General features: G+C 44.6%; 18 protein-coding genes and 1 riboswitch. Of the genes, 7 read left to right on the top strand and 11 right to left on the bottom strand.

What is annotated here, in order from left to right; all coding sequences use genetic code 11:
• Nucleotides 1-68 precede the first annotated feature (68 nt).
• Nucleotides 69-656 carry a response regulator transcription factor gene (locus ACFOEK_RS10920; RefSeq protein ID WP_386720490.1) on the bottom strand — a complete coding sequence of 196 codons (588 nt, stop codon included), beginning with the start codon at nt 654-656 and terminating at the stop codon, nt 69-71.
• Complete coding sequence (locus ACFOEK_RS10915; RefSeq protein WP_386720487.1) at nt 649-2,019, bottom strand: ATP-binding protein; 1,371 nt, start codon at nt 2,017-2,019, stop codon at nt 649-651. The genes ACFOEK_RS10920 and ACFOEK_RS10915 overlap by 8 nt, the downstream gene beginning before the upstream one ends.
• Nucleotides 2,020-2,164: 145 nt before the next feature.
• On the opposite strand from ACFOEK_RS10915, the gene ACFOEK_RS10910 reads away from it, so the two are divergent.
• A complete protein-coding gene (locus tag ACFOEK_RS10910) occupies nt 2,165-2,440 on the top strand; it encodes a peptidylprolyl isomerase (RefSeq protein WP_386720484.1) in 276 nt (91 codons plus the stop codon).
• A gap of 21 nt (nt 2,441-2,461) precedes the next feature.
• On the opposite strand, the gene ACFOEK_RS10905 is transcribed toward ACFOEK_RS10910, so the two are convergent.
• From ACFOEK_RS10905 to ACFOEK_RS10890, 4 genes are all read right to left on the bottom strand, one after another.
• Nucleotides 2,462-3,166, bottom strand: coding sequence for an SGNH/GDSL hydrolase family protein (locus tag ACFOEK_RS10905; RefSeq protein ID WP_386720481.1), 705 nt, complete (start codon nt 3,164-3,166; stop codon nt 2,462-2,464).
• A gap of 64 nt (nt 3,167-3,230) precedes the next feature.
• Nucleotides 3,231-3,479 carry a hypothetical protein gene (locus ACFOEK_RS10900; protein ID WP_386720478.1) on the bottom strand — a complete coding sequence of 83 codons (249 nt, stop codon included), beginning with the start codon at nt 3,477-3,479 and terminating at the stop codon, nt 3,231-3,233.
• Nucleotides 3,480-3,629: 150 nt separating this feature from the next.
• Nucleotides 3,630-5,474 carry a TonB-dependent receptor domain-containing protein gene (locus ACFOEK_RS10895; protein ID WP_386720475.1) on the bottom strand — a complete coding sequence of 615 codons (1,845 nt, stop codon included), beginning with the start codon at nt 5,472-5,474 and terminating at the stop codon, nt 3,630-3,632.
• A 38-nt stretch (nt 5,475-5,512) separates the two neighbouring features.
• A riboswitch (cobalamin riboswitch) is annotated at nt 5,513-5,794 on the bottom strand.
• Nucleotides 5,795-5,848: 54 nt separating this feature from the next.
• The gene (locus ACFOEK_RS10890) at nt 5,849-6,076 is read right to left on the bottom strand and encodes a cysteine-rich CWC family protein (RefSeq protein ID WP_386720473.1); all 228 of its coding nucleotides are present in this window, start codon (nt 6,074-6,076) and stop codon (nt 5,849-5,851) included.
• A 154-nt stretch (nt 6,077-6,230) separates the two neighbouring features.
• Here ACFOEK_RS10890 and ACFOEK_RS10885 point away from each other — a divergent pair, with 154 nt between their 5' ends.
• Together ACFOEK_RS10885 and ACFOEK_RS10880 are read left to right on the top strand one after the other, a co-directional pair.
• Entirely contained in the window at nt 6,231-6,737 is a 507-nt protein-coding gene (locus ACFOEK_RS10885) for a molybdopterin-dependent oxidoreductase (RefSeq protein ID WP_386720470.1), read from the top strand.
• A 4-nt stretch (nt 6,738-6,741) separates the two neighbouring features.
• Complete coding sequence (locus tag ACFOEK_RS10880; protein WP_386720467.1) at nt 6,742-8,913, top strand: ATP-binding protein; 2,172 nt, start codon at nt 6,742-6,744, stop codon at nt 8,911-8,913.
• Here the strand turns inward: ACFOEK_RS10880 and ACFOEK_RS10875 are convergent.
• A complete protein-coding gene (locus tag ACFOEK_RS10875) occupies nt 8,910-10,103 on the bottom strand; it encodes an alpha/beta fold hydrolase (protein ID WP_386720464.1) in 1,194 nt (397 codons plus the stop codon). The two genes, ACFOEK_RS10880 and ACFOEK_RS10875, sit on opposite strands and share 4 nt — an antisense overlap.
• A gap of 189 nt (nt 10,104-10,292) precedes the next feature.
• Entirely contained in the window at nt 10,293-11,681 is a 1,389-nt protein-coding gene (locus tag ACFOEK_RS10870) for a cytochrome P450 (protein ID WP_386720461.1), read from the bottom strand.
• A 242-nt stretch (nt 11,682-11,923) separates the two neighbouring features.
• On the opposite strand from ACFOEK_RS10870, the gene ACFOEK_RS10865 reads away from it, so the two are divergent.
• Nucleotides 11,924-13,678 (top strand): protein kinase domain-containing protein, encoded by a 1,755-nt coding sequence (locus ACFOEK_RS10865; RefSeq protein WP_386720458.1) that lies wholly within the window; start codon nt 11,924-11,926, stop codon nt 13,676-13,678.
• Between the two features lies 1 nt (nt 13,679).
• Here ACFOEK_RS10865 and ACFOEK_RS10860 read toward each other — a convergent pair whose 3' ends face one another.
• The gene (locus ACFOEK_RS10860; protein WP_386720455.1) at nt 13,680-14,906 is read right to left on the bottom strand and encodes an NnrS family protein; all 1,227 of its coding nucleotides are present in this window, start codon (nt 14,904-14,906) and stop codon (nt 13,680-13,682) included.
• 231 nt (nt 14,907-15,137) lie between these two features.
• Between ACFOEK_RS10860 and ACFOEK_RS10855 the strand changes: the two genes are divergently transcribed.
• Nucleotides 15,138-18,737, top strand: coding sequence for a methylmalonyl-CoA mutase family protein (locus ACFOEK_RS10855; protein WP_386720451.1), 3,600 nt, complete (start codon nt 15,138-15,140; stop codon nt 18,735-18,737).
• Nucleotides 18,738-18,754: 17 nt separating this feature from the next.
• Here the strand turns inward: ACFOEK_RS10855 and ACFOEK_RS10850 are convergent, their stop codons facing one another.
• A complete protein-coding gene (locus ACFOEK_RS10850; protein ID WP_386720448.1) occupies nt 18,755-19,705 on the bottom strand; it encodes a hypothetical protein in 951 nt (316 codons plus the stop codon).
• A 148-nt stretch (nt 19,706-19,853) separates the two neighbouring features.
• Nucleotides 19,854-21,989, bottom strand: coding sequence for a methyl-accepting chemotaxis protein (locus ACFOEK_RS10845; protein ID WP_386720445.1), 2,136 nt, complete (start codon nt 21,987-21,989; stop codon nt 19,854-19,856).
• A gap of 332 nt (nt 21,990-22,321) precedes the next feature.
• Here ACFOEK_RS10845 and ACFOEK_RS10840 point away from each other — a divergent pair, with 332 nt between their 5' ends.
• Together ACFOEK_RS10840 and fusA are read left to right on the top strand one after the other, a co-directional pair.
• On the top strand, nt 22,322-22,804 hold the full coding sequence (locus tag ACFOEK_RS10840) for a YajQ family cyclic di-GMP-binding protein (RefSeq protein ID WP_386720442.1): 483 nt from the start codon (nt 22,322-22,324) through the stop codon (nt 22,802-22,804).
• 235 nt (nt 22,805-23,039) lie between these two features.
• Nucleotides 23,040-25,130: an elongation factor G gene (gene fusA, locus ACFOEK_RS10835; RefSeq protein ID WP_386720439.1), complete on the top strand. Its 2,091-nt coding sequence runs from the start codon at nt 23,040-23,042 to the stop codon at nt 25,128-25,130.
• Nucleotides 25,131-25,294 lie beyond the last annotated feature (164 nt).

The raw sequence follows: 25,294 nt of genomic DNA, 5'->3' as shown, positions 1-25,294 counted from the left end.
GGTGCGATAAAGCACTGGTAAAAACTATGTTTTAACGGTGATATCTGGAACGTGTTAGAGGTTCCGAACTACTCTCGGTAGTGCTTCTTCTGTAGTTTCCTTTGCAGTGTTCTTCGATGCATACCAAGCTGACGCGCTGTTGCAGAAATATTGAAATCGTTATCTGCCAACGCCTGTTGAATACGCTCCCACTCCAACATACCTATGGTGTTCGGCTTTTCTGCAATCGGTTGATCCGGGTTCGCCTGATAGGTCGTCATGGCTGTGATAATTTCATCGATAGATGCAGGCTTCGCTAAGTAATGTACAGCGCCTAACTTAATAGCATCTACCGCGGTATTAATACCGGCATACCCAGTAAGCACAACGATGCGTACACCCGGACTTTTCTCGACAAACTCTTCAATCAGGGTGAGCCCAGAGGGCCCTGGCATTCTCAGATCTAACGTCGCGTAATCAAACTGCTCTTGATCGATAAGAACTTTTGCTTCCGCAACATCGTGCGCAATTTTGTAGCGGTAGCCTTTCCGTTTGAAAGACAAGGCTAGGATTTCTGAAAAATCGAGATCGTCATCAACAATCAATACACTAGGCTGATCATGATCATCACCATTGAGATCCGCTCTGGAATCCATTGATTGCTCTTGATCAGTCATGTGCTGACCCTCCTCTATTTTCAACATTATCCGCCACAGGGATAGACAACACGACCTGAGACTTCCCAGACGATGAAGTGGTAAAACTTAATGCACCGCCAATGCGTTGAACTAACGTATTTACAAGGAACAAACCTAGACGAACATTACCTTGTTCATCTGTCACCGGCATGTGATTTTTTAACTTTCGTTGAACGTGCTCCGGCATGCCAGGGCCAGAATCCTGAACGACAATCTCAACCTTCTTGGCGGTCCGACGACTGATTAGCTGAATAGCTTTGTCAGAAACACGCGCGGCATTATCTAACAGATTAATAATGGATTGAGACAAGAGTTTATCTGCCACCACTTTAAGATCTTTTGTCTCATCCAATTGGCAGTTCAGCTCTTTGGTTGGATTCAAGTGATTCCAGTTTTCCGAAAGCGTTTCCAGAAACTGGTTAATTTCTACTTCAGAGGCACTCATTGCACGAGGCTGTCGAACAACCGTCATCAAGTCATTCACGGACTGACAACAACGAGAAACCTGCCGAGACAATAAATTAAGCGTGGGTTGAACGTCTGTGTTGTCTTCTAGGCTGGCTTTCAGTTCATCCGTCGCCAATTGAATGGCATTTAATGGCGTTCCCAATTCATGCGCTGCGCCTGCCGCCAACATCCCTAACTTCATAATTTCCGTTTCGGAATAGGCTTGTTGTTGAATACGATAGATTTCCTGATCACGCTCTCTAAGATTGTTAGCCATACGAACCACAAAGAACGCAACCAAAACCGCCACAATCACGTACCCCAAAAACATACCATGAAGATGCAGGTTAAACGGCGATTCACTCATTTGATGACCGGCATGCCCTGCATGACCGTTCATAGTCATTGTATTATGGCTAAGAGTTCCGTAATTAAGAGTTCCGTGATTAAGACCTGCTACGTCATAGCTAAAGTAAGAGAGAATCAAATAGGCAAAACCTGTAATCGCCACAATTAACCAGGTGTAGATAGGTTCGAGTAAAATCGCGGCAATCACGACCTGGAGAATAAAGAAACCAATAAATGGATTAGAAATTCCGCCACTAAAATAAATTAGGATTGATAAAGCCAGTACATCAATCAGCAATTGGATAAAGACCTCGTGCCGACCTAACGTCAGTCCGTCAGCCTTACTTTTCAGGCGATAAACAGTGAAAACATTAACCAACGCCAATAAGCCAATAACCACCAGCATCGGCTTAACAGCAATCTCAAGATTAAAGCCCCAATAAGCAATCGTTACGGACAAAAGTTGCCCGGCGATGGCCACATTCCTGAGTAGGAACAGCAATCTTAGGTTCTTGTTTTGAGTAATATTTTCCAGCGTCGAATTCATGGGTGGCATTATCTCTTATCAAGTATGTATGTCACTGCGACAAATTGTCGCATCAAATGGTAAAAATCCCATTGAGACCAGGCAGTTAGTGGCTTTAAAGCAGATGCGTTATACTGACCAATCGAACAATAGTTGAGATAAGTCAATGATCGCTTGTGCAAGACATATTCTAGTGAAAACCGCTGCGGAAGCAGAGAAGCTTAAAAAACGCATTCAACAAGGTGAGGATTTCGCCAAACTCGCGAAAAAGTATTCTGAATGCCCTTCTGGCAAAAAAGGCGGTGACTTGGGTGAGTTCAGACCCGGCCAGATGGTAAAAGCCTTTGATCAGGTCGTCTTTAAGAAAGCCATTCTTGAAATCCATGGCCCGGTAAAAACTCAGTTCGGTTTCCACCTTATCCAAACACTGTACCGCAACTAAACACAGCCCAAGACAGTCAACTTAAGGCTGAAGCTTGTAGATATGAGACGTTAAGGCTTCAGCCCATTGTTGATAAAGCTTTGGCCCTGGGTGAAAGCCATCACTTGCCATCAAGGATTGATCCAGTTCAAAGCCTGGTTCAATCAAATGACAGAATACATTAGTTTGAATTAAAGCGTTCATACGATGGTTCAACTCATTCGCACGATTCCCCAAACACCAGCGTAATGGCTGTGGTAACGCCGGGAACAAATGCATGGGTGGAACGGGTGTCATTAACACAGTACGAACCGAAAACTTCTGGCGCAACAGATCGACCATCTGTTGTTGCTGTTGATACCAATCCGCCGGAGACACACTACTGGTCACGTCATTTACACCAATTGATGTGATCACTAAGTCCACATCAAACGCGTCCAAAGCTTCAAGACGCTCAATCACATCCAATGTTTTATCGCCGGTAGAGGCTTCCAATCGCCAATCGACGGTATAGCTTTCCTTAAGCCGATCAACCAATTGCCCGGATAACGCCTGCGACTGACACTCTGCCCCAACACCCGCCGCGGCTGAATCGCCCAAAATCAAAACCTTGAGCAGCTTGCCTTCACCAATCACGCCTGCACGCTCACCACTGGCTTCTGGCAGTCTTGGTGTCGTTAAGCGCACATAGATCCCTTGCGGTAAGAGAATCGGCAAAAGAAACAAGGTCGATAGTGTATTCAGCATCCTGCGTTATCCTAAAACCTTACTCTGAGTCGAAGTCGCTTCAAGATTAGAAGAGCTGCCTAGGTTATTGCTCTCCCATGAAGAATTCAGCAATGGTTAACCCCTGGAACCCGGCCACAATAATAATAGAACCAATAAAGATCGGCATAGCAACATAGGTGAATCGAAAGAATATCACACCCCGTTTTTCACCTAAGGTCGCTCTCATCACTTTCAAACGCCCATCCGTTTCTTTGTGCTTCACGCTGCGATATCCAAAAACAATGGCGATTAGCCAACACACCACCCCAAGGGCAACCGTCATAAGGTTCATAAACAGTCCTGAATTACCGATAAAAGAAGGCGAGCATTATAAGGAATGACTTACAAGATAAGAAGCCAGATACGAACCGGATACGAAAAAGCCGCTCAATGACCAAGCGGCTTTTTCAAACTAACGATCGATAACGTTAAAAATAGATCTCTACGGCTGATAAGTCACAGAAACTAAATACGTTAGCTCAGGTTGGTTATAGCCTCGTCTTAACTCGTATTCCTGCTCAAGAATATTTTCGACTTTGGCTTGTAGCTTTAGCTCATCCGTAATCAAATACCCTGCACGCAGATCTAACGTCGCATAACCTGGAAGCGCCACGGTATTTTGTTGATCGACATAGGATTCGCTTTCAGCGATTACCGTCGCACCTAAAGAAAAGCGATTAAAATCACGATCCATCATGACGGACAACGTCTGTTTTGGTCGATTGATTAAACGTTTCCCAGAGGTATCACCACTTCGGCTTTTCGCACTGATCAAGGTTAATTCTGAACGAATGGCCCAATCAAAGAAGTAGGTATTGAATCCAAACTCAAAGCCTTGAATTCGCGCTTTGCTTACGTTCTCTGGCACATAAACCGGTGCTTCTGAAATGATTAGATCTTCAACGCGAGTTCTGAACCAAGTCGCAGACCACTCAACCGATTCGATGGAGCCGTCAACACCCATTTCAAAGGTATCTGTTTGCTCTGGCTTCAAGTCCGGATTTCCTGAACAGCAGAAGCCGTATCCTGGGTGATATAGAAAGTTAAATGATGGCGCTACGAAAGCCGTTCCATAAGAAGCCCGAACACGAGTGGCATTGTCGAAGCTGTAACCCCAAGCCAGATTCCCTGTTCGCTCAGATCCAAACTGTTCATTGTCGTCGTATCGAAGACTGGCTTCTAAGTCGTGACCTTCGATCTCAGTTTGTAACTGTGTGAAGACACCGTGATTATAACGCTCGTTCTGAATAAAATTATCTGTCGTTACAGAATGATCTTCCTGATAGTCATAACCAAGGGTCAACATCGACACATCAGACAATGCCACATGGTTCAGCCAAGATAGAGAATCACGACGGGTTTCATAAGTCGATGTCTTTACATAATTCGCATAAGTATGAGACTTATCCCAACTGCGCCCTAATTGAACATCGGTTGACCATGCCGAGGTGATTTGACTGTTCAGACCCACTCCAATGGTACGCAAAGTGTCTTTGCTTTCCTGGTTTGGATAAAAGGAAAATGTGTCATCAAATTCATTCTGACCGTGAGACTGTAAATAAGTGAACGTCAGCACCGTGTCTTTAGAGAAATTCATTGCCGAGTTGACGCTTAAGGATGAGTTTTCAAAACCATCGTCGTCTGACTCATAACCTTTATAGGTATCAATGCCATCGGTTTCCTCATAGCTGTATGTAGCATTTAAAGAGGCATAATCGTTTCGAGCCCCAAAACCTACAGCCATTTCTTTCGTATCATCAGAACCGGCACCTACTCGAACAAATGGCGTAAAGCCTTGCTGATGTTCTTTACGAGTAAAAATCTGTACCACACCACCAGCGGCTTCTGACCCATAAAGGCTCGATCTCGGCCCTTTAACAATTTCAACACGATCTATTTGATCGACTGGGATGTTTTGAAAGGCTGTTAACCCACTGGTTGCTGACCCCACTTTTACCCCATCAATAAGGAAAAGTGTGTGAGTCGACTCCGTACCGCGAAGGAACATCGAGGTCTGCTTACCACGCCCACCAGTGTTTTTAATGGTGACATTCGCGTATCGACGTAGTAGTTCCTGAGTTGAACGAACCTGAGATCGTTCAAGGTCTTCACGCGTAATAACGGTTACCGAAGCCAGAGTTTCATCAACTGACATAGCCGTTCGATTGGCCGTAATAACTGTGGTTTCTGTCGTTGTAGGAAGCTCTGCTTGAGCGTAAGAGCCGCATAGTAAGCTGGCTGCGAAAAGTGAAATGTGTGATGGAGAAAATTTAGATTTTAATAGCATGATCCTGCGCCTAACGTGCCCGCCGCACGTTTCAGTGAATGAGTGAACCACTAGAGGCCGGTCTCCGGGCTTAGGAGTAAACCATTAAGCATGATTTCATTCAGCGCCTTCCCATGTCCTTTTGCTATCATTGGCATAGCATTGATAGACAAACACAGTGGCTTAGTACTGAACTTAGCTCCATCACCGTTGCGGGGGCAGCGTTGGAATTTTGTCTGATTAGGGCATCAAACAAGCACACAACTTCCCGTTTAAAAGCAGCATTACAGATGCGTTGATTCGAATCTAAAATACCACCTACCCAAAGCGAGGCGCGATTATCACAGCGGTTTTTAGAGATATCAAGGAATAATCAGAAACAGACAGAGGAAGATTTAAGCTTTGCCTGCATTCATTTGATCGAGACAAGACTCACAAATACAACGTTTATCCAGGTCTTGCTGAGCCAAGTAGGATTGATAGTTCTCAGGAAAGGAGGCCGACATACACCAGCAAGCCTTCATAGAACGACCAGATTCACCGTCAGTCAAATCTTGGGTCATCACACAAAAATTACCTTTGCCACACAGAGGACAAATCGAAGGGTCTACATCTTTCGTCAAAACTCACTCACTGTTGATCTGTTCAATATCGCCTTAGTTTCGATACCTATAAGGCACATCATCGAAAAGTTTTTCCCTGCAAAAAAGTACTCAGGACTCCTAGTCTTAAGTTTAGGTCTATACTCCATCTAAAGAAAAACAAGAGTATTTTTATATGTTTAATTGCTTAACAATACGTAATGTCCTAATTCTTTTGATGCTATTTCCGTCTTATTTGCTTGCAGAGACGGCTATATCTGAAAAAGAGGTTCTGATTGAAATCAAAGGTAAGATATCAGTCACGACTCAGGATAATCTAGCACTTATCGACAGAAAAACGATCAACGCACTTCCTCAACATCAAATCACGACCACAAATCATATCACGAGTATCCCAATTACTTATCGGGGGCCCCTATTCAGAGACCTCTTACGAAAAGTAGGCGCAAAAGGCAGCTCCGTGCTCGTCATTGCCTGGGATGATTATATGGCAGAGATTGAGATGTCCGATTTAAAAAAATACGACGTTATTTTAGCTACTCATGAAAACGGACAACAATTAACACTCGATACCCGAGGGCCTCTATTTGTGGTATTTCCGTTTTCAGATCACCCAGATATAAGAAACGATCTGTACTACAACAAATCTGTTTGGCAAATAAGAACCATAGAGGTGCAATAGTATTTTGATCGATACCAAGCGCCCTTTCCTAACCATCAATATTATTGTGTTAGCTGCAATTCTTCTCGGCTGTCTTTTTTATTCGGTCGTTCAACTCCAGAGCCTGAATCAACTTACCAGTCGCCCGTTTCTAGCCATCATCAATAACAACTTAGGCATAAAAACTAAATTAATGTCTTTGCAGTTAACAGCGCAACATTTCTCAGACCTGCCTACGACCTCAAATCTCCATCGTTTGAAAATGCAATACAAAATCATTCGTGGAAGCATCAATAATGACTTAAAGAGTGATGTAACAGGTAATTTCCACCAAGTCCATGGAGAAACCGGCAAGCTGATTGAATTACAAGAATACCTAGATCAGCTGGGCTATGTGCTCCCAATGAGCATTGATGACAAATCCAATATCAAGCAATTCAATACACTCTTGGCTCAAGCCCGACGACTGTGGAATCAATACAGCCAACAAGTCATCCACTCGGCTCAAAAGCAAAGTAAAGACATGCACGATTCCTGGAACCACTCGTTAAAGATTCAAATCTACTTGCTTGCCATCATCGGCGGGATATCCCTAACCGGCCTGATTATCATTTCTCGGCAACTTTCTGTTCAACGCAGAATGAGTCAAACATTAAAAGAACAAACCATTGCGCTTATCGATGCAAGGAACGCCGCAGAAGAATCCACACGGGCCAAAAGCCGATTTCTCTCCAACATGTCTCACGAAATCAGAACCCCACTTAATGGCATCATAGGCTTAACCAATCTGGCTCGCCAAAAAGCCATCAAACCAGAAGTCATTAACTATCTAGATAAAGTAATTCTTTCCAGCGATACCTTATTGCACGTCATTAACGATATTCTCGACGTTAGCAAGATTGAATCAGGAAAGCTTGAACTTGAAATTACTCAAGTCGATATTGCTGATGTCTTAGAGCGCATTTCAGCCACCATGAGTGCGAACGCCAGAAACAAAGCACTTAATGTTTACTTTTTGGTGGAGCCGGAAGTACCTGCTTATTTTCAAGGCGATCCAGCCCGATTACAGCAAATCATCACGAACCTTGTCTCGAACGCGATTAAATTCACTCACGAAGGCTTTATTCAACTCAAGGTATCCTTTCACCAAGCCAGTCAACAACTGAACATAACAATCACAGATACCGGCGTCGGAATTGATGAAAAAGCCATGGACAAGCTTTTCACCGAATTTAACCAAGGAGATCTCTCCACCACCCGAAAATACGGAGGAACCGGGCTTGGCCTCTCCATCGTTAAAAGCCTGACAGAATTGATGGACGGCACTGTCGATGTCTCCAGCAGCCTGGACGTAGGAACCTGTTTTACAATCAAGCTTCCCATCGAAGCGAGTGCATCTCGAGTACTTGATATCAAATGCTCTAATCTGGATCTGACGACCAAAGCAGTACACATCATTGATATGAGTAAAACAGCTAATCAGGAAGCACAAGCGACTCTACAAAGAACAGGAATCACCTTTGAAACACTTAATACTGCACAACAACTGTTGATTGAATTTCCTCCTCTTCATAGCAAGGAAGATCTGGACTACATTGTAATGCTGTTAGAACAACATCCAGATAAAACTGCGTATGTTTTAGGATACCCCGACCAACTGCTTGAATTGTCTGCCATCACTCCACTAAGTTTCTACGGCATTGAGTCTCCCTTTAACAGCATTCGAATTACCGAATGCATAGCCACAGAAACAAGCCACCATTCAGAAGCCTCAGCACACATTGAAAAGCAAGATTTCAATGGCAAGCATGTGCTACTGGTTGAAGACAGCCCTATCAATCAAATGATTGCTCAAGAAATGTTGGATTTGTTTGGTCTCAGAGTAACAACCGCAGACAACGGTGAAATAGCCGCCGATAAGGCCGAGATAGATCATTTTGACCTCATCCTGATGGATATTCAAATGCCAGAAATGGACGGTGTTGAAGCCACCAAGTTAATTCGCACTAAAGGTATGAATCAACGCACCCCTATTGTTGCCTTAACGGCCAATGTCATGAGTGAAGATGTGAAGTTGTATAAGGAAGTGGGGATGGACAGTCACCTGCCCAAACCCTTCAAGCCGGATGAGCTAATTTCCACACTGGAAATGTATCTCAACGAAACTCAAGCTTCGAACATGAGGCTCGACAATTAAGATCGTGCCGCTAACCAGTCTGCCACTTGAGGCCAGATATCCACGGTCGATTTACTGCCAGAAAGAATGCCCATGTGGCCGCCCTTCACTTCCTGGTGATGCTTCTCAACACTCGACACCAAGTCAAATAACTTTAAACCGCAATCTGTAGTAACGATGGGGTCTTGCTTACCTGTAATCAAACACAGATTGGCCGTCACATCGGAATAATTTACTCTCAAGTTGCGAAGAGGCAGCTCCCCTTTAGCCATGATGTTGTCCGTCCACAAGAACTGAATCACATCCTGAATTACCGCCCCTGGATACGCCACCATATCATCAAGGAAAGCACCATTAGTTGCATGAGAAATAATGTACTCCTCATCGTGCAGATTCTTTAGCAAATCCATATAGCCTTGGATACTTCCCACCGGGTTAGTCAGTTTAAACGCCATGGAATTCGCCCAGCCAGGTGAACGCCACCAACGTTGTTTGGTGTTGTGCACTCGCCAGCCGGTGCGCTTTTCAAGCCAGCGTAGGTTACGGGAAATACGTTGATACTGAACACCTAATTCCCCGTTTGCATGGTAATCACACGGCGCACCAATCAAAGCAACGTTTTTGATGTCTTTATCCAGGGCTGAGTATGCCGCACTGAACATACCGCCAAAACTCCAGCCATGCAGCGACAACTGCTGCTTACCACTGTGTTCACGAACCTTTGCAATCATTTCCGGCATGAGATCGGTAATGTAGGTTTCGATGGCAAAATGATTTTGACGCCAGCCAGGACGACCCCAGTCGATCAAATACAGTTCAAAACCACGTGCTCTTAAATACTTCACTAAACTGCGCTGGGGAAATAAATCGTAGATGTACATGTTCACAGCTAACGGAGACACCAGCACCAACGGCGTTTCAAAAGCCTCTTTGTTGACGTCAACCGTGAATTCACCGCCTTTGCCGTCTTCGACCTGGATGCTGTCACATTCTAATGGCGGGTAATATCTGACGGTAACAATGTCTTGCTGATGAATCACTTCGAACGGCGTTTTCTCGGCCTGAACCAAGGTATCGGCATAAAAAAATCGCTGCTTGGCGTTTTCTTTGGTTTGCTTATAAAGAGAGATAACTTCTGAAGGTTTTTGAATACTATGCTGAAGGGTTTTCTTGATATTACTGTTAAACAAACGTCGTGCCAGTTGCTGCATATTACTTCCCAAGTTCTATCTAAATTACCCTGTAGAACAGATTAATTTACATTTTGTTACATTTAAATTACCGGGCAGTTTAGTGTTTTTTTCATCCAAGGTCACTTTTTCTTATGACAAACCATCGGTTTTATCCTTAATGAAAAGCACGAACCGATGGTGGTTCCTTACAAAGAGCATGATTAGGACTCAAGCAAGTTGCTCTTTAAACTGATAATCAGGTTGAGCATTGTGTTCACTGCGTCTAATCGCCCTCATTTTAACACCACGCTTCGGTACTAAAGTGATGGATGCAAACGGCTCAACTTCATCACGATCGACACACTCCAAACGGTATTCTTTAGCAATCACAGCCAACAACAGAACGGCTTCCATCATGGCAAAGCCTTCACCGATACACACTCTGGGCCCGGCACTGAACGGAAAGTACACCCCTTTCGGGAGACTTTTCTCAAACTCCGGTGTCCAGCGTTCCGGCTTAAAACTCAGAGGGTCGTCAAAATACTCTGCATCTCTGCCCATTACCCATGGGCTCATAAGCACCGTAGCGCCTTTCTTAATCTTCACACCGTCCAGCTCAACATCTTCCGTGGTTTCGCGTCCGATTAAATGTGCTGCCGGATACAGGCGTAAAGTTTCTTTAATGACCGAGCGAGTATAGCTAAGCGTTTTTAAATCATCCCAACCGGGATCTCGCCCGGCTAACACTCGCTCCAACTCCTCTTCCACAAGCGTTAACTTCTCTGGGTGTTGAGACAACAAATAGAAAGTCCAGGACAAGGTGATAGCTGTGGTGTCATGCCCGGCAAGAAATAAAGTAATCACCTCATCTCGCAATTGCTTATTCGGTAGGCGTGATCCATCCTCATAACGCGCCTGCATCAAGACAGATAACAGAGAATTACTTTCATTCCCTTGTGCTTCTTGCGCTTTGTGATGTTGAATAAAGCCTTCCACCAACTGATTGAGTTTCCGTAAGGCCTTCGAGTATTTGATGTTCGAAGGTAGAGGCAAAGCATCTTGCCATGCAAACGGCCGCATCATCCGGGTTGGAATCATCCCTTCAATGGTATGCATAGCATCCAATAACTGTTCGTTGTGCTCACCCAGTTCAGCATCAAACAACGCTTTAGCAACGATCTTGGCGGTGACTTCCATCATTTCATCATGAAGATCAACTTCGGCATTATTTTCCCAATGACCAAGCATCTCTTTGGTATAACCAACCATAAAGTCGGCGTAATTAGCGATGCGCTTTGGTTGAAAGGCAGGCGCTGATAACTTGCGATGCACTCGCCAGGACTGATGCTCATTTGTGATTAGCCCTAACCCAAAAAGCGATTTGAAATGCTTCCAAAAATTCTGATTTTTTATGAACTTGTCTTGATCTGTTACCAAAACCTGACGAATTAAGTGTGGTCTTGAAACTAAGTAGCTATCCACCGTTGCCAGTTTGAAATGAACAAAATCACCGTATTCACGTCGAGTGGTCGTTAGAAAGTTTAATAAATCCACAGCGAATGGTTTGAGGCTGCCTAAAAGGAAGCTTCCTTTTGGGCCTGGTAGGTTTGTACTCATCTCGGATATCCTTATTTTTATTTTAGACCGATCGTCTAGTAACTAATACTGATAATAAACAAACCTGCTCATTATTCAACCAACCGCTTTAAATGTTTTACCATCAATCCTGTCAAGCACCGTATAAACTGGCTTGCAGTGTCGCTTTCTTATTGAATTAATAATTAATCCATGGAAAGGTAACCAGTTGATCCTGCGTTACATTCCAAAGAAAACACCTATTACTGACACAAGGACGAACCATGAGCGAATGGCATCTTCACGCTGATGCAAAATTTACGGTCGGACAAAGATCAGAAGCCGGCGTAAAACCAGAGAACGAAGATGCGATTGGGATTCGTATTCCTGAAGGCCCCTTACTCAGTAATAAAGGCGCAGTGGCTATTATTGCTGATGGCGTAAGTGCTGCAGAAGCAGGTAAAGAAGCCAGCGAAACTTGCGTCAGAAACTTCCTCTACGACTACTACTCTACCCCTGAAACCTGGGGCGTTAAGAAATCAACGACCAAGGTATTAACGGCCTTAAACCGCTGGCTGTATGGACAAGGCCGACATTTTATCGATGCCGGTAAAGGCTACGTCAGCACCTTAAGCTGCATTATTTTCAAATCCCAAACCGCAACCATCTTTCATGTTGGTGACAGTCGGATTTATCGTTTACGCGGCAATGAATTTGAACAACTGACTCGGGATCACACCACATACATCAGCGACAACCAATCCTACTTGGCTCGAGCCATGGGGCTGGACGTAAATCTGGATGTGGATTGTCGAGTGTTGGATGTGGAAGCCGGAGACCTCTTTCTGCTTTCGACGGATGGCATTCATGATTTTGTGAAATCAAAAGATCTTCGTGCAGTCATGGAAGCCGCTCAAGCTCATCAATCAAAAGATCCTGAACACAACAGCCTCGAAGACTATTGCCAACAGCTTATCGAGTTTGCGCTTGAAAATAACAGTAACGACAACCTGAGTTGTCAATTGGTTCGAGTTGATGCACTGCCCCAGCAAGACGTAAATGACGTCACACAAAAACTCACCGAGCTGCCTTTCCCCCCCTATCTCGAAGAGGGCATGATCCTTGACGGCTATAGAATTGAAAAAGAATTGCACGCCAGCAATCGCAGCCAACTTTATCGTGTCATAGACACTGAAACCGATAAAGTACTGACCATGAAAACACCTTCAGTAAATTATGAAGATGACCCAGCCTATATAGAACGTTTCGTGATGGAAAGCTGGATAGGCAGTCGTATTCAAAACCCACATGTAGTCAAAGTGGTTGAGTCTACGCGTCGAAAGTCCTGTCTCTATTACCTTACTGAATATGTGGAAGGCATAACGCTGGAACGCTGGATTAATGAACACCCGAAACCACACATTGAAGAAGTGCTCTATATCTTCGAACAGGTGATTAAAGGGGTACGCGCATTTCATCGCAGAGAAACGCTGCATCAGGACCTGAAGCCTGGGAACATCATGCTCGACAGGAATGGCGAAGCAAAAATCATCGACTTTGGTTCATGTCATGCCAAAGGCATTGCCGAAATTACGTCGCCCATCGAACAGGATGGCATCCTAGGAACGGCTGGTTATTCCTCACCAGAAACCGTGTTGGAATTTAAAAGCAGCATTCGTTCGGAAGTCTTTTCACTCGGCGTGATTCTGTATGAAATGTTGTCCGGAACTGAGCCTTATAATGGCAAGCTCAACCACTGTCGAACGAAGCAGTCCTATTCAAAACTCAGGTATACACCGACCTATGAACTTAATCCTCTGGTACCGTTCTGGATTGACGGGGCAATTCAAAAAGCCATGTCCCTCGACCCGATGGATCGCCACCAAGATGTCTCTGAATTGCTGTACGAAGTCCAACACCCAAACCCGAACTACAAAAAGCAAAACAAGGCGGCCTTAATCGAGAAGAACCCGGTGGTGTTTTGGCAGGTTCTCTCATTAGTACTATTTATCGCGTTTTGTGTGGCGCTGTATTTTTGATTCAGATAGGTTTTCCGTCCGGCCGTGCTGACCACAAGTACGGCCCATGAATCACAACAAACACGCCGAAGGCAATTACCCACAGAACTCCTGCCCACAAAATGGCTGACGCAATAGCACCCGGCATAGCAAGTGGTAATACAGAGCGCGCCATCACCGACAGAAACAACAGCACGAAGGCAATCGCCAACGGCTTGGAAGCCTTCAGTGGTCGACCTGTATGACCGAGACTAACACGAGTAATCATAGAAAGAATCATGCCGCCTATAGCACCCACCGTCATTAGATGCAGTACAGGGCTGAAACTGTCAATCACACCTAGTGCATAGAACCCCAAAGCAATTAACCCAAATGGAATAAAGCTATAAAACAGGTGCAACGACCACAACAGAGAAACCTTATGACATAACCAGAATTTCAGGCGTACCAAGCGAATTAAATTACTAATCCCAGCTACAAACGCGAGCCCGGCCAATAGACCTGACGGCATATCATTCAGGCCGTAAAGTGCGCAACCTACTAGAATCACCAGACTTAAAATCGAGACCAAATCCAGCGCAGGGATACCATCTACCTTAGGAATGCCCAAGCCATTTGCAGTAAAAAACGGAAGAACACGACCACCGATGATGGCAATAATCAGTACAATTAAAAACACCCCGCCATGGATGGCTGAAATCGAAAAACCTTCCAACCCAGAAACGCCTAACGCACTGCCATAAGACAACCCATTCAGCACCGCAAAAGCCAGGAGAATTGGAACAAACATCAAGTTCCGCCACATTTTGGCTTTTATGATCGGATGGCCTACAGCCAGAATCAGCCCCAAGAAATACAACTCATCAATCAGCAATACAAAAGCAGGATCAAGCGACAAAAGCGGCCCAAAAGCCAGTGCAAGCCTGGCAGTAACCCAAAGCATTGCCAATAACATCAAAGGTTTGCCTGTAATGGTCGCAATACCGGTCCAGTTCCTCACCGCCGTCAATAGAAAACCACCAATAATTGCGGTGGTGAAACCAAACACCATTTCATGGCCGTGCCACCAAACCGCGCCACCAATGGGCGCCCACTGGAGAGCTTCGCCCATCGTTAATGCCGTCCAATAGTAAGTCCACCAGCCAACCAACATAACAGCGGAAAGTGCGCCGAATAAAAACAAAGGCCGAAACCCCAATCGAAACAACGGGTGTGGAATTTTTTCCTTTGATGAACTGCCGGATGCCATAGTGCTACCACCTAGAAACGTCTTACTGAGTGTCAGCCGTATAATGTCATGAATACCCGAGTGTAGTAGTGAGTTATATCAATTAACAGAACGAATGGCCCATTTGCATCACGATTCTTGGCCGAGATGAACCAATTTATCCTGCGGCCTCAATTCACATGGCAAACCCCGGAAGCGCTAACCATACTCAATGAAAAATAAGAAGAATAGTTATCAGTGCAAGGACTCTCCATGTCTCAGAATGCAACGCCATCATCCCAAGCAACGGTCACAAAAGAACACAACTCATCGAATGTGAGCGAAACAGCTTCAACTAAACTTAAAGCTAAAAGCCGACTTAGAACGATGACTGTGAACGACGCCCAAGCTACAACCGACTTACCAATGCGCTTTGTAACGGCCGCATCGTTGTTTGATGGTCACGATGCTGCCATCAACATGATGCGCAGATTGATTCAAGCTAGAGGCGTGGAAGTCATTCATCTCGGGCACAATCGCAGTGTCGATGAAATACTTATGGCCGCCATTGAAGAAGACGCCGATGCTATTGCGATCAGTTCCTATCAGGGCGGACATATGGAGTTCTTCAAATACCTCTATGATCAACTGGCTGCCCTGAATGCCTCACATATTCGCATCTTTGGTGGCGGCGGCGGTACGATCACACCGAAAGAAATCGAAGAATTGGAAGCCTACGGCATCGAACGCATTTATCATCCACAAGATGGCCTTTCTATGGGGCTGGAGCAGATGATTACAGATGTCATTGAGCGAGCTCAAAAAGCAAAGACTGAACGAAAATCACAGCAAACCATTGCCGTAAACGCTCTACTTTCGGAGAACTCAAATAGTACCGACCCCGATCAAAAAGCAACACTGACCAAGGCGCAAAAGCTGGCTATCAGTCAAACCCTATCCGCCATCGAAAGTCATCATCTTGACCATGAAGCTCTTACAACGCTAAAACAAGCGTTAATTAAATCCTGCCAAACACAACATATAGACCCTGCTCCCATCATCGGAATTACCGGAACCGGTGGCGCGGGAAAATCATCGCTGACCGATGAATTACTCAACCGTTTCTGCCAAGATTTGCCTGAGAAAAAGATTGCAGTGCTTGCCATCGACCCAACACGTCGTCGATCCGGCGGCGCATTGCTTGGTGATCGCATTCGTATGAACAGCCTAAAAGCTGACAACATTTACATGCGTTCAATGGCAACACGCCGTCAAAATCTGGCGACCAGCGCCCTACTCTCCGATGCCATTGATATTCTTAAATACTCTGGTTTTGATCTGATCATGATTGAAACGGCAGGTATTGGACAAAGCGACTCAGAAATTGTGGATTTGGTAGATCACGCACTGTACGTCATGACCAGCGAATTCGGCGCCGCCAGCCAACTCGAAAAAATCGACATGCTGGATTTTGCCGACTTCATCGTCATCAACAAGTTTGAAAAAAAAGGCTCTGAAGACGCCTTGCGGGATGTGCGAAAACAATTCCGACGCAATCAAAACGAGTTCACTAAAGCCGACGAAGACTTACCGGTTTTCCCAACCATCGCCAGTCAATTTAACGACCCTGGTGTAAATCGCTTATTCGCAAAGTTGTGTGACGCGTTAGCTCAATCTCAAAGTCATTGGGATCACCAACAACAGAACATCAACCAATTACCGAAAGGCCATTCATTAATTCCAGGAGAACGCGTTCGATATTTGTCTGAGATCGCGTCTCAAGGGCGTTCGATAAATGATGCCATCGAGCATAAGGCCAACTGTGCTAGAAAAGCTCAGGAATATTATTCCTGCCTAGAGTTACTTAACGACAGTAACAGACCAAAGCCGTTAGAGACGTTCAGTTCAGAAGAACTACATACGGACGACGCCAGCCTTTCAAAAATCCGGCAGGCTTATCAAGAAGCCCTTGCACAACTAACGCCCGAGGATATTCAAGGTTTACAGCAATGGGACAGTTTGATTGAGGGAATAACCAACGAGGAATACCAGTACCAAGTTAGAAATAACACCATCATCGGTGAGAACTATTTGAAGTCTTTATCAGGAAATCTCATTCCTAAAGTCGCACCGCCGGAATTCAAGGATTGGGGAGAACGATTACGCTTTTTGAATCGAGAACACCTTCCTGGGCACTACCCCTTTACAGCCGGCGTTTTCCCCTATCGCAGAACCGGTGAAGACCCTATCCGCATGTTCGCTGGAGAAGGCACGCCTGAACGGACTAATCGTCGCTTCCACTACATTGCCCAAGGTCAAGAAGCCACTCGACTTTCGACCGCGTTTGATTCAGTGACACTCTACGGTAATGACCCAGCACCTCGCCCAGACATTTACGGCAAGGTGGGTAATTCAGGCGTTTCTATTGCCAACCTCGATGACATGAAGAAACTCTACTCCGGGTTTGATTTGTGTTCGCCAACAACCTCAGTATCCATGACCATCAATGGCCCGGCTCCGATTATTCTAGCCTTTTTTGTTAATGCCGCCATCGATCAGCAGGTAGAAAAATACATTACAGAAAATAACCTTTGGACAGATGTCGACCAAAAGCTTCAGGATATTTTTAAGAACCAAACCCGCCCCGAGTACCAAGGTGCTTTACCATCGAATAATGACGGTTTGGGTTTAGCGCTACTGGGTGTTACCGGCGATCAGGTCATTGATACCGACATTTACCAAAAGATCAAAGCAGACACACTGACCAAGATTCGAGGCACAGTTCAGGCCGACATTCTTAAAGAAGATCAAGCCCAAAACACCTGCATATTCTCTACCGAATTCGCCATGCAAATGATGGGCGACATTCAGCAATATTTTATCGATCATCAGGTAAGAAATTTCTACAGTGTCTCCATTTCGGGTTACCACATCGCCGAAGCCGGAGCCAACCCAATCAGTCAGTTGGCGTTTACCTTGGCCAACGGCTTTACCATAGTGGAGTACTATCTTGCTCGTGGTATGTCCATTGATGACTTCGCCCCCAACCTGAGTTTCTTCTTTAGCAATGGCATGGACCCGGAATATTCGGTGATTGGTCGAGTTGCTCGCCGAATCTGGGCAAGAGCCATGAAAGAACGCTACGGCGCATCAGAGCGATCCCAAAAACTGAAGTACCACATTCAAACTTCCGGCCGATCACTACACGCGCAAGAAATTCAATTCAATGACATTCGTACCACACTGCAGGCGCTCTATGCGTTACTCGATAACTGCAACAGTCTACACACCAACGCGTACGATGAAGCCATTACCACTCCTACGGAAGAATCGGTTCGTCGTGCCGTGGCTATTCAGTTGATTATCAATAAAGAGTTAGGATTAAACTTCTGTGAAAACGCTCTTCAAGGCTCGTTTCTCATCAATCAATTAACAGATCTTGTCGAAGAAGCCGTCTACCAAGAATTCGACGCACTAACCGAACGTGGTGGCGTGTTAGGCGCTATGGACACCATGTATCAACGGTCTAAAATCCAAGACGAATCCATGCTCTACGAACACAAAAAACATGACGGTTCATTGCCTTTGGTTGGTGTCAACACCTTCATATCAGAACAGGATCAGGAAGACCTTTCCGCCATTGAACTGATGCGATCAACCGATGACGAGAAGAATCAACAAATCAGTCAATTGAACGCCTTTCAGCAAAGGCACAGCACTGATAAACAAGCAGCTATTGAAACGCTGCAAGCCATCACCAAAGCCAAAGAAAACAGTTTCGACGCACTTTTGGAGACAGTAAAACACGCAAGCTTAGGAGAGATTTGTCAGGCGTTATTCGATGTCGGCGGGGAATATCGTAGAAATATGTAGTTAATGCCCTCGAAACGTCAATTGCCTTTCGGAGAGGTTTCAGAAGGCACAATAGACAGTGGGGCTGAGATCAACGGGGCCTGTTCTAACCAAAAAGGTTCTATGGGCTTATCCTCTAACCACTGCCTAACTTCATCTGACATAGGATACTTAATATCAATGATGGTTCTTTGATGAAGCTTTGCCTTTTCTACCAGCTCGTTAAAGTGTTTTTTAAACAGAGCCCGATAGCTGCCATCTTGCAATACTAACAACAAGCCTCTCTCGAAGCGCTGTTTGAGATATTCGTTGTCTTTATGGAACCAATAAAACACCTGAAATGGGTATCTCAGCGCGATTGTCTCTTCCACCATAAGGTCATTTGCAAACTCTGGCGAAGCCTCAAGCTCTGCCCAAGCTTCGTGTAATCCACGATGAAAATAGTCAAATCGATTGTGGCGAAGCATCTTCATTAACACACTGCTGTTTGCCGCACCTTCAACGGGTAGCCCATTTAATGCGAAGACTTTAAAGTCCCCCCACTGTTTCCCAAAACCTCCGGTAAATGAACGCAAGTCGTCCAGGGTTTGTATCCGTTGAAAATCTGGAGCTTGATGCTTACGAATAAGAAATACGCGATACCCCAGCATACCTGCGTGAATATCAAACGGGATATAACTGAAGTTCGTTAGTAATGACTCTTTTGGTGGCAGGTAGAGTAAATCAAGACGTTTACCTTTTAATAATTCAATACAGCGGTCTTGACTGATACTCAGATCCTCACGCCTGAAAGTGACAACTTCCGATTCACCATAGACGGTGGCTGTTTTTTTCAGAATTAAATTAGCCAATTCAATTCTGAAGGCATATTTCGCCTTTTCAGTCTGGCATACGCGAACCACACCAGATTCACCACGATCAATAACAGCCTCATGAGAATACGTATATACAGAAACAAGCAAAATCACAAAGCTCAGTAATGACTTCACTAACACCTCTGACAACAAAGCTGAGTGCCTAATAAAGCAGTGCCGACAAAAAAGTCGGCACCAAAAGTAAGTTGTTTATTTAGTGTAGACACTTTCTGGTAGAGTCACCAAACAGGACAAGAAAGTGCATTGACTATTTTAGTACCTATCAAGTTTTAAGTTGAGATAGCTGATGCTCAACTTCATCCATATGCGACTGAAGTTGATCACTAATATCTGAACTGCGTTTACCCAATTCTGACAATGCACTGGACGCTTCACCAAGAATGGTCAGATTTTTATTAATCTCTTCACTGACCGAACTTTGTTCCTCTGCAGCCGTAGCCACTTGGGTAATATGATCAGAAATAACGATGATGTCTTTAGAAACCCCATGAAGTGATTCATAGGATGTCTGTGTTCTCTCCATGGCTTCTTGCGCTTTTGACGTACCACTCTCGATGATACTCACCGCTGAATTTACTTCGCCCTGAAGGCTTTGAATCATGTCATTAATTTCTTCAGTAGAAGATTGAGTTTTGGATGCCAAAGATCGAACTTCATCTGCTACCACGGCAAAACCACGCCCTTGTTCACCTGCACGCGCCGCTTCAATGGCTGCATTCAACGCGAGTAAGTTGGTTTGTTCAGCAATGGAACGAATCACATCCAAAATACGATGAATGTCTTCGCTACGTGCCGCAACTTGAGAAATTGAGTTACTGGCCTGCTGCATGTCATCCGTCAGAGCCTTAACCATCTCAACCGAGCTGGACAACGTCTTCGCAGAGTTTTGAATTTCATCCGAGGCATTCGATGCATTCTCTGACGCTTCGGTCGCAAAACGAGATACTTCATGAGCCGTCGCCGACATTTCATTGGTCGCAGTTACAACACTGCTGATTTCCCCTAACTGCTGGCTGGTTTCCTGATCTGTTTGCTCGCTGATTTCTTTACTGTCCGCAGACAAAGAACGTGCATTCGTTCCTGCGGTCTTCAGTTTATTAATCATGGTTCGTAGCTTCTCAATGAAGAGATTAACGTTACCGCTTAATTCAATCAGTTCAGCATGAGTATCCAGATTAATTGTTTGTGTCAGATCGCCATCGGCACTCGCCAGATTGCGCATTGCTCTATTAAGTTGTCCGATGGGTTTAGTAATAGACGCAATCAACAACACCATCACAATCAAACCTACGACACCTACTATCAGTGAGATCATCATTTGTTGAGTAATAATCGAAGCTACCTGATCGGCGATGAAATCCGTTAGCTCATGTTTCGAGGCCATCGCCACATCTACAGGAACTTCCAATAAAACAGACCAAGTCGAATTAGATGCTTCAATGTTGATCGGATACCCCACCAGGAACATACCATCTTTTACTACAGTCTCCTGACTTTGATAGACCGTCAATAACTCATCCGAATAGTTAGGATGCGACTCTTTTAATGGGCGACTCAGTTTGTCTTTGTAATGGCTTGAACTCACCACAAATCCCATAGAACTTAATACGGTGACCCGACCTTGGCCATTAAACAATTTCGCACTCAGTTCATCAGTCATCTTTTGGAAAATAGGCAGATTTACATCCACCCCAACCAAACCTTTGAATGCACCACTGAAGACAACCGGCGCCGTTAAACTGGTCATCATTTCCGAATAATCATCTGAAATTTCATATAAATAGGGTTCCATAGCACATGGCTTTAATGAATCCTTAGCACACAGATACCATTCGGCTTCACGAATACCAAATTCATCTCGAGTGTCGGCGTACTTTTCACTGGAATCCTCAACTTTCTGCTGCTCTAGAGAACCGTCAGGATTACGAACCCAATAAATCTCCAAAGTCCCTGTGTTTTCTACGCTATGAATTGCGCCTGAATTAACAAACATCGAATCCATCTGGTCATAGCCATTTTTCTCGAACTGAGCATAGATAGAGCTCACCTGCTTATTTTCTTCCAATACAGAAGAAACCAGCTGATTTACTTGTTCACGATCAAAGGCAATACGATCAGGAGACATACTGTCTTTTAAAACACGTGCAACCGTTTGAGGCAGCTGGTAGGAACGATTGATGAAATTACTGATTTTATATGCGAACGAACCCGCCTCTGACTTTAAGCGTGCCTGAATTTGATGCTCCATGGCTTCGCCGGTTTGGCTCACAACCTCCTCTTTTAGGCTGACCAAGACCCGTCCAAGGTTCACCGATAAAATTAAAATAATTGAAACAAGTAACAGTATGATGGTCGCCAGCAACTTCTTCTTAAGCGACATAGCTTTTAATGAACCCACATTCCACCTCTTTATTGACTAGCGTTCGTGCTAGTTCTTAATTTTCATTACTCACGCATTCGATCCTTAAAAGAAAAGCTTATGCACACTTTTCATGAACAAAACACATAGTATTTAAGAGCTTATCGGCAAGCACCCCGTCTCCCTTTACACCTCTCTACAGAAATTGACTTATATCCTATTAGAATTAAAGGTTAGTTAATTGAGTCAAATCTGCACGTGATCTGCTCTGTCTTTTATTCGCTTTGTAGTACACTTCAAACACAATTTAACAACGTACAGATTTTCGCTAGTGCGAGCATCTGTAAAACATTCAGTACATGGAGATAACAATGCCCTCATACGATGTCGTGTCAGAAATTGATATGCATGAATTAACCAATGCAGTGGACCAAGCAAACCGAGAACTGGCGACTCGTTTTGACTTCAGAGGGGTTGATGCCAGTTTTGAATTAAAAGATGGAGTGATCAACACACACGCGGATGCAGAATTTCAGCTGAGTCAAATGGAAGACATTTTAAGAAGTAAGATGGTAAAACGTGGCGTTGATACAGGCTCATTGGAGCTAAAAGATCCTGAAGGTGCCGGCAAACAACTTAGACAAACCATCATTGTTCGCCAAGGGCTTGAAGCAGATCACACACGTAAAATTGTAAAGCTGATCAAAGAAAGCAAAATTAAAGTGCAGGCAGTCATTCAAGGCGATAAAGTACGAGTCACAGGCAAGAAGCGTGATGATTTGCAACAAACCATGGCTATCCTTCGAGAAGCAAATGTCGGCATGCCTCTGCAATTCAACAATTTCAGAGACTAATTGCCTGAAAATTAACAAATATTGAAGTAATTACGCGGTACAAAAGGAATATCTAAAGTCGCTTTATCGGTTTTAAAGTAACCAAGCAATATCCGTGATGGAAAAGAACTACAATATTCCTTTGATAATTTCAGGAATCCTCTTCTAAAACCCTAGAAACTTCCTGTATACTGTCGCGCAAATTTTTTCGAACAGAACATTCGTAGAAGACCCTATAACTTAATAGAGTAATAAAATGACTGATTTATCTAAATACAGAAATATCGGTATTTTCGCGCACGTAGATGCGGGTAAAACCACGACAACAGAGCGTATCCTGAAGCTTACCGGTAAAATCCATAAAACTGGTGAAGTACATGATGGCGAATCTACAACCGACTTCATGGAACAGGAAGCTGAGCGTGGTATTACTATTCAGTCAGCTGCTGTAAGCTGTTTCTGGAACGATCACCGTCTAAACGTTATTGATACTCCTGGACACGTTGACTTCACTGTTGAAGTATATCGTTCTCTTAAAGTTCTTGACGGTGGTATCGGTGTATTCTGTGGTTCTGGTGGTGTTGAGCCTCAGTCAGAAACTAACTGGCGTTATGCGAACGAATCTGAAGTTGCTCGTATCATTTTCGTTAACAAACTAGACCGTATCGGTGCAGACTTCCTACGCGTTGTTGACCAGGTTGAAAACGTATTGGGTGCTAACCCACTAGTTATGACGCTTCCAATCGGTCGCGAAGACACCTTCTCTGGCGTTGTAGATATTCTTTCTAAACAAGCATACGTTTGGGACGACACTGGTCTTCCAGAAAACTACGAAATCCAAGACATCCCTGCAGACATGGTTGATCAGGTAGAAGAATACCGTGAGAAACTAATCGAAACTGCACTTGAGCAAGACGAAGACCTAATGATGGAATACCTTGAAGAAGGTGTTGAGCCATCAATGGAACAAATCAAAGCGTGTATCCGTAAAGGTACTCGTGACCTTGCATTCTTCCCAACTTACTGTGGTTCTGCATTTAAGAACAAAGGTATGCAGCTTGTTCTTGACGCTGTTGTTGATTACCTACCAGCACCTACTGAAGTTGATCCTCAGCCGCTTACTGACAAAGAAACTGGTGAGCCTACTGGTGAAGTTGCAACGGTTTCTGCAGAAGAGCCACTACGCGCACTAGCGTTTAAAATCATGGACGACCGTTTCGGTGCCCTGACCTTTATCCGTATCTACTCTGGTGTAATGAACAAGGGTGACACTATCCTTAACTCTTACACTGGTAAAACTGAGCGTATCGGCCGTATGGTTGAGATGCAGGCGGACGAGCGTAACGAACTTTCTTCAGCACAAGCGGGTGACATCATCGCAGTTGTTGGTATGAAGAACGTTCAAACTGGTCACACTCTATGTGATCCTAAGCACGAATGTACTCTTGAGCCTATGATCTTCCCTGAGCCAGTAATCTCTATTGCTGTTACTCCTAAGGACAAAGGCTCTACTGAGAAGATGGGTGTTGCTATCGGTAAGATGGTTGCAGAAGATCCATCATTCGTTGTTGAGACTGACGAAGATTCTGGTGAAACTATCCTTAAAGGGATGGGTGAACTTCACCTAGACATTAAAGTAGACATCTTGAAGCGTACTTACGGTGTTGAGCTAGAAGTTGGTAAACCACAGGTTGCATACCGTGAAACCATCACTACTCCACTTGAAGACTCTTACACGCACAAGAAGCAGTCTGGTGGTTCTGGTCAGTTCGGTAAGATCGACTACCGCATCAAGCCTGGCGAAGCTAACTCTGGCTTCACGTTCTCTTCAACAGTTGTTGGTGGTAACGTTCCTAAGGAATTCTGGCCTGCAGTTGAAGCTGGCTTCAAACGTATGATGGAAGAAGGTCCTCTAGCGGGCTACCCTGTTCTTGACGTTGAAGTTGAGCTATTCGACGGTAACTATCACCCAGTTGACTCGTCTGCAGTAGCATTCGAAATCGCTGCTCGTGGTGCATTCCGTCAGTCTATGCCAAAAGCTGGCCCTCAGCTTCTTGAGCCTGTGATGAAAGTTGACGTGTTCACTCCAGAAGACAATGTTGGTGACGTAATCGGTGACTTGAACCGTCGTCGCGGCATGATCAAAGACCAAGAAGCTGGTACTACTGGTGTTCGTATTAAAGCTGACGTTCCTCTTTCTGAGATGTTCGGCTACATCGGTCACCTTCGTACAATTACTTCTGGTCGTGGTCAGTTCTCTATGGAGTTCTCACACTACTCAGCATGTCCACAAAACGTTGCTGACGAAGTAATCGCTGAAGCGAAAGCTCGTAAAGAAGCGAAGTAATTTTTAACGAAATTATTTAGCTTTCTTTCATAAAAAACCCGGCCATGCGCCGGGTTTTTTATTGCTTCAGAAAAGATCAATCGACTGATTGATCTTACTCCATATTTATTACAGGGCTCTAAGTAAAAATGCTTTGTTCAGAGGCTCCCTAGGTATTTATAGCT

Source organism: Litoribrevibacter euphylliae (assembly GCF_042646085.1).
Classification (GTDB): domain Bacteria; phylum Pseudomonadota; class Gammaproteobacteria; order Pseudomonadales; family Litoribrevibacteraceae; genus Litoribrevibacter; species Litoribrevibacter euphylliae.
The sequence above is the reverse complement of the archived record's forward strand: the minus strand, read 5'-3'. Positions and strand labels throughout refer to the sequence as shown.